The sequence below is a fragment of the Bariatricus sp. SGI.019 genome (assembly GCF_050315235.1).
In the GTDB taxonomy this organism is placed as follows: Bacteria; Bacillota; Clostridia; order Lachnospirales; family Lachnospiraceae; genus JAFBIX01.
The window spans coordinates 1-6507 of the sequence record NZ_JBNPOQ010000039.1 but is presented as its reverse complement, the minus strand read 5'-3'; the positions used below and the strand labels follow the sequence as shown (position 1 = coordinate 6507).

Genomic DNA, 6507 nt, shown 5'->3' with positions numbered 1-6507 from the left:
ACACATATTTATTACAATGCAAATGAAGAATTTACTTATGCAATTCCACTAAAGGAAGGGCAGACAAAGATAGACATAAGGTTTGGGGCGGGTGATTATGAGATTGACCATTTGAACAGTTATATATGGAAGGAAACGACTTTGGAAGATCAACGAAATGAACTTGTTCAGTCGGAATTTCAGATGGATAAAGAGGAGACAAAAGGAAATGTTATTAAAGGAATCGTGGAAGGAGATAAAGATGGTTATCTGATTACATCGATTCCTTATGATGAAAATTTTGAGATATTAATAGACGGCAAAGAAACAGAATATGAGAAGGTGAATACTGCATTTCTTGGCATGAAAGTGCAGGAAGGAAAACATGAGATTGAGATGATTTATCATGCACCGGGAGTGATGATAGGAAAAATATTGAGTATGATAGGAGTGGTAGTACTTTTTTCATTAAATGTAGTAATGAAAAGAAGAAGATATGAAAGGTACATTATATAGCTGGCATATGAAATTCCGTTTTTTTGAGGAAAGTAAGCGGGTTCATTTTTATTTTGCTTTGACAATCCGTTATATGGTGGTGAAGTACATTTTGAGACACAGGATAACTGGTTTGTTGTGAAAATATTAATTCTGATGACACTGTAAAAGTGCTTTATTATGCTTTTTCTTCATGATTTTTACCTCTCGTCACTTGACTGGCAAGTACCGCCGCAAGAAAGATCCATACTCCCATCTGAATACACATATTCGTCATCAATACCTTCAGAAAAGCAATCCCGATCATTGCCGCCGGTGCATACTTTGCATAATCCGTAATCAGCACTGCCATCTGGCTTTCCCCTGAGAACTGAACAACCGGAAGATACGTAACAACAAGGCCCAGAACCAAACCTGCCAGAATTTCGCTTATAATCGGAGGTGTCTTTATGGAAAACTTTTCAAACCATTCTTCGGATTTCTCAAAGAAAAGACCAAGTATGATGCCGCAGATAAGATAGACAATGATCATTGCAATATCCCACTTATCAGGCCTTGCTTTTCCAAAGCTTGGGAACCCTTCCGAAACCTTTCCAAACAGATGATTTAACAAAGTCAGAATTCCAAGGGAAGATACAATGGAAATAGCATATATAAGGAGCTTCGAATTGGAGCCCATCTTTTCCTGGTCATCTGCAAAAGGCAGATCATCGTTTTCAACAGCAGAGAAAAATCCGAAAAGAAGCGAAGAGAAGAGAATCGACAAAGAAACTGCCATGCCGACTTTTGAATATAAATTCGCGCTCTTATCTGCAAACTTAAGGTTTTCATTTACCCAACATCCAAGGGCAACGATGACTCCAACCATTCCGGCTTCCGGACCTACGCTGCTGCCCAAAATGAGTGGAAGAATGGCAGCCGTCAGAAGAACAATAATCTTACGGTACGGATAAGTTCCTGCCTGCTTTACCGTTCCGATTACCGTTTTCATCGTCTGGGGATAATCTCCGAAGTGTTTTCTTCATAAGATCATACGTCCACCTTGTTATTCTTATTGTCGTGTAAAGAATTGCTACGGTTTCTAAGATTATACAATAAACTGTTAATTTTGTCACTAGAACAAAAAGGTATGCTATAATGATTACATGAACAGAGGCTGAATGAATAATGGAGGTATAAGTATGCGAAACCATGAGGTAACAAAAGTGCAGCCTTTATTGAAATCGGATGGCAGTCTTACCGAGCTTGGATGGGCGAAGCAGCAATTCTGGCAGTATGACCGGACCAAAATCAAGGCGCCTCGGTTCCGAATCAAGGAATGGGATTATTATCTGGTGTTAAATGAAGATTTTGCAGGGGCGTTTACGATATCAGATGACGGATATATAGGTCTTCAGTCGGTCTCTCTTTTAAATTTCAAAGAGGGATGGGAGCATACACAGACGATTCTGAATCCATTTCCGATGGGCAAGTTTCATCTGCCACAGTCATCCGATGCCGGGGATACGGTATACAAGGATAAACGGCTCCATATGGAATTTCAGGTGAGGGATGGAAAACGGCGAATCGGATGTCAGTTTAAGAATTTTTATCAGGGCAAACCGTTTTCATGCAGTATCGTATTGGAACAGCCGAAGATGGATACCATGGTCATTGCAACTCCGTGGAAAGAGAAGAAGACGGCGTTTTATTATAATCAGAAGATAAATTGTATGCCTGCGAGTGGCACGATGACCTTTGATGGGAAGACTTACACTTTTTCGAAGGAAACAGATTTTGGAACGCTTGACTGGGGACGTGGTGTCTGGACGTATGATAACCGATGGTACTGGGGATCCGGGAACACCGTGTTAAATGGAAAGCCGTTTGGATTCAATATAGGGTATGGCTTCGGGGATACTACTGCGGCATCAGAAAATATGCTGTTCTACGATGGCACTGCACATAAGTTGGACGATGTGACGTTCCACATTCCAGAAGACAGTTATATGAAGCCGTGGACATTTTCATCCAGTGATGGGCGGTTTGAGATGGACTTTGTGCCAGTGCTTGACCGTGCGGCAAGGACTGCGGCAGTCATTATAGAGACGGATCAGCATCAGGTGTTTGGAAGAATGAGCGGTAAGGCGGTGCTGGATGACGGAACGGTGCTGGAGATAAAAGACGTCATGTGCTTTGCAGAAAATGTACATAACAGGTATTAGATGGATCATCGACAAAATCATTGTATTTATTTCAAAGGTATGCTATACTAACATATAGATAATTACTAGGAGAAAATGAGCGAAGTGATTATATAGTTTTCTATATATAGCTTTGCTCTTTTTTATTGCATGAAAGATAGATGCTATAGATAAAAACATATTCAGGAAGAAGGTTGTATATGATGTATACGCATGAAGAGATATTGGAAGCAATTGAAGATAATCCGATCATTACAGCGGTCAAAGATCAGGAAGGACTGGAGACATGTCTTAAGACAGAATCAAAGATCGTATTTATATTATATGGAGATATCTGCAATATTGGAAAGATTGTAAAGAAGGTAAAAGATGCACACAAGATTGCAATTGTACATATGGATTTGCTGGGCGGGATTGGAAGTAAAGAAATCGCAGTAGATTTTATGAAAGAACAGACCCGGGTAGATGGCATTATCTCCACAAGACTTACGTTGTTAAAAAGAGCAAAGGAATTAGGAATGTTTACCGTATTTCGTGTGTTTATACTGGATTCGATGGCCTTGAAAAATATATCAAAACAAGCAGAACAGGCAAAGCCAGACATTATGGAGATATTACCGGGAATCATGCCAAAGATTACACAGCAGATTGTTCAAAAAATATCAGTACCGATTATCTGCGGTGGCCTGATTTCTGATAAGGAAGATATTATAGGAGCTATTTCCGCAGGGGCAGCAGCAATTTCATCTACAAATCCAAATGTTTGGAAGTTATAGAAAGGGGAAGAGCAAGTATGAAAGATGTAATCATTATCGGAGCTGGAGTGTCAGGATGTGCGATAGCGAGAGAGTTGTCCAGATATCAGCTGGATATCTGTGTGCTGGAACGGGAGAGCGATATATGTGAAGGGACGAGCAAGGCAAATAGTGGGATCGTGCATGGAGGATTTGATGCAAAGCCTGGAACCTTGAAGGCAAAACTGAATGTACTGGGCAATTCTATGATGGATGAGATGTCGAAAAAGCTGGATTTTGAGTTTAAAAGAAATGGTTCCATGGTTGTGTGTCAGAATGAAATGGGAATTCCTGCGTTGGAGAAATTGTTGGAGCAGGGAAAAGAAAACGGTGTGAAAGGAATGAAAATCCTAAAACGTGAGCAGGCACTTGAACTGGAACCTAATCTGGCGGATGGAGTGTATGCAGTGTTGTATATCCCGTCTGGAGGAATTGTATGTCCGTTTGGCATGAATATTGCTTATGCAGAAAATGCCGCACAAAATGGTGTGGAATTCAAGCTGGGAACAGAAGTTCAGTTAATTGAAAGAGTGGGACAAGACTATCGAATCCAGACAAATCAAGGTGTATTTGATACGAAATATGTAATTAATGCGGCGGGGGTATATGCGGATGTATTTCACAATATGGTTAGTGAACTGAAGATACATATTATGCCTCGCAGAGGAGATTACTGTCTTCTGGATAAGACAGCAGGTGACTTGGTCAGACACACGATCTTCCAGCTCCCGACTGAAAAGGGAAAGGGAGTGTTGGTAACGCCGACGATTCATGGTAATCTGCTGCTTGGTCCGACTGCAATTGATATAGAGGATAAAGAAGCCACAGCAACAACGGCCAAAGGACTTCAGGAGGTTTTGGAGAAATGTACAAAGTCTGTTAAAAATATCCCGTTTAAGCAGGTGATTACGTCTTTTGCCGGACTTAGAGCACATGAAGAACATGGGGAATTTATTATCGGTGAAGTTGAAGATGCAAAAGGATTTATTGATGTGGCGGGAATCGAATCTCCAGGCTTAACCAGTGCTCCGGCGATTGGTATTTATGTCCGGGATATTCTGGCTGAAAAGATGGAACTGAAAGAAAAAGAGATTTTTGTAGAAGAGAGAAAAGGAATTGTACGATTCCTGGATCTTCCGAAAGAGGAACAGAATCGGTTGCTTCAGAAGAATCAGGCATATGGTCAGATTGTGTGCAGATGTGAGCAGATTACAGAAGGAGAGATTCTGGATGCGATTCACAGACCTTTGGGAGCAACAACGCTGGATGGAGTTAAACGACGTACCAGAGCGGGTATGGGACGTTGTCAGGCTGGATTCTGTACTCCGAAAGTAATGGAAATTCTTGCAAGGGAATTGCATTTGGAATTAAAGGATATTCGGAAGAATGGAAGGAGGGATGCAAGATGAGGAATTGTGATCTGGTAATCGTAGGAGGCGGTCCGGCAGGTCTTGCGGCTGCAATCGCGGCAAAAGAAAAAGGAATTGATGATATTCTGATTATTGAGCGGGATGAGAGATTAGGAGGTATTCTGAACCAGTGTATTCACAATGGTTTCGGATTGCATACGTTTCAGGAAGAGCTTACCGGACCGGAATATGCCCATCGTTTTATCTGTCAGGTTCAGAAACTGGGGATTTCTTATCTGACCGGAACGATGGTTCTGGATATTTCGCCGGGTAAAGTGGTAATGATGATGAACCGAACGGATGGAATCGTGCAGATACAGGCAAAAGCAATTGTTCTTGCCATGGGATGCCGGGAACGCCCGAGAGGAGCCTTGAATATTCCGGGATATCGTCCGATGGGAATCTATTCAGCTGGAACGGCACAGCGTCTGGTCAATGTAGATGGATTTCTTCCGGGAAAAGAAGTCGTAATTCTTGGCTCTGGAGATATCGGTCTTATCATGGCGAGAAGAATGACTCTGGAAGGAGCCAGGGTGAAGGTTGTTGCAGAATTAATGCCGTATTCCGGCGGCTTGAAGAGGAATATCGTCCAGTGTCTGGATGACTTTGGAATCCCGTTAAAGTTACGGCATACGGTTGTTGATATCAAAGGAAAGCAACAGTTGGAAGGGGTTATTCTTGCAGAAGTGGATGAGAAAGGAAAACCAATTCCGGGAACTGAGGAAGAATATGTCTGTGATACGCTTCTTCTTTCTTGTGGATTGATACCGGAAAATGAACTGAGCAGATCGATGGGAATCTGTATGAACCCAGTTACGAATGGACCCGTTGTTGATGAAAGCCTTGAAAGTAATCTGCCAGGAGTATTTGCCTGTGGCAATGTTCTTCATGTACATGATCTGGTGGATTATGTTTCAGAAGAAGCAAAATGTGCAGGAGAAAACGCAGCGGCGTATATTCGTGGAGAATTGAAAGAAAGAGAAGAACAAGCGATTAAGATAGAACCGCAAGACGGTGTACGATATACAGTTCCGGCTACTATAGAACCGAAGCGAATGCGTGATAAAGTGAAGATTCGTTTCAGAGTGGGTAATGTCTATCGAAATTGCTATATCAGTGTTTATCTGGGAGAAAAGAGAATCATACACAGGAAAAAACAGATTGTGACTCCCGGAGAGATGGAAGAAGTAATCATTGAGAAAGCAAAGTTAGAAGAGTGCGGCAATATTGATAAGATCATAGTTGCTTTGGAAACCATGTGATAGATGTGGGAGGTGAGATTATGGGACAAAGAGTATTGACCTGCATTGGCTGCCCGATGGGTTGTACGTTGTATGTGAAAATAGAAGATAATCAAGTGAAAGGTGTGACTGGAAATACATGTGTGCGTGGAGATGTATATGCCAGAAAAGAAGTGACTGATCCAACCAGGATTGTGACAACAACTGTGCATGTAAAGGGAGGGGGAGTGGTCCCGGTAAAAACAAAAGAGGATATTCCCAAAGGAAAGGTTATGGACTGTGTCAAAGAGTTAAAACAACTGGAAATTGAGCCGCCGGTTTTGAACGGTCAGATAATAGTTGAAGATGTGGCAGATACAGGAATTCCTGTGATAACGACGTCAAGTATTAATTAAATAATAAAGAA

At 41.7% G+C, this 6507-nt stretch carries 7 protein-coding genes; 6 read left to right on the top strand and 1 reads right to left on the bottom strand.

Features of this window, described 5'->3' with window-relative positions:
* Positions 1–495, top strand: a 495-nt coding sequence (locus ACQRD1_RS14420; protein ID WP_427787918.1) for a YfhO family protein, incomplete at its 5' end; no start/stop codon positions are given.
* Positions 496–652: 157 nt separating this feature from the next.
* Here the strand turns inward: ACQRD1_RS14420 and ACQRD1_RS14415 are convergent.
* Positions 653–1465 carry a chloride channel protein gene (locus ACQRD1_RS14415; protein ID WP_427787916.1) on the bottom strand — a complete coding sequence of 271 codons (813 nt, stop codon included), beginning with the start codon at positions 1463–1465 and terminating at the stop codon, positions 653–655.
* Positions 1466–1655: 190 nt separating this feature from the next.
* Here ACQRD1_RS14415 and ACQRD1_RS14410 point away from each other — a divergent pair, with 190 nt between their 5' ends.
* The 5 genes from ACQRD1_RS14410 to ACQRD1_RS14390 all read left to right on the top strand — a co-directional run bounded on the left by ACQRD1_RS14410 (position 1656) and on the right by ACQRD1_RS14390 (position 6496).
* Positions 1656–2678: a DUF2804 domain-containing protein gene (locus ACQRD1_RS14410; protein WP_235234250.1), complete on the top strand. Its 1023-nt coding sequence runs from the start codon at positions 1656–1658 to the stop codon at positions 2676–2678.
* Positions 2679–2860: 182 nt separating this feature from the next.
* Positions 2861–3433, top strand: a complete 573-nt coding sequence (locus ACQRD1_RS14405) for a glycerol-3-phosphate responsive antiterminator (RefSeq protein ID WP_235234252.1) — start codon at positions 2861–2863, stop codon at positions 3431–3433.
* A 17-nt stretch (positions 3434–3450) separates the two neighbouring features.
* Positions 3451–4860, top strand: a complete 1410-nt coding sequence (locus tag ACQRD1_RS14400; protein WP_235234249.1) for an NAD(P)/FAD-dependent oxidoreductase — start codon at positions 3451–3453, stop codon at positions 4858–4860.
* A complete protein-coding gene (locus tag ACQRD1_RS14395; protein ID WP_235234246.1) occupies positions 4857–6122 on the top strand; it encodes an NAD(P)/FAD-dependent oxidoreductase in 1266 nt (421 codons plus the stop codon). The genes ACQRD1_RS14400 and ACQRD1_RS14395 overlap by 4 nt, the downstream gene beginning before the upstream one ends.
* 20 nt (positions 6123–6142) lie before the next feature.
* Positions 6143–6496 (top strand): DUF1667 domain-containing protein, encoded by a 354-nt coding sequence (locus ACQRD1_RS14390; RefSeq protein ID WP_235234244.1) that lies wholly within the window; start codon positions 6143–6145, stop codon positions 6494–6496.
* Positions 6497–6507 lie beyond the last annotated feature (11 nt).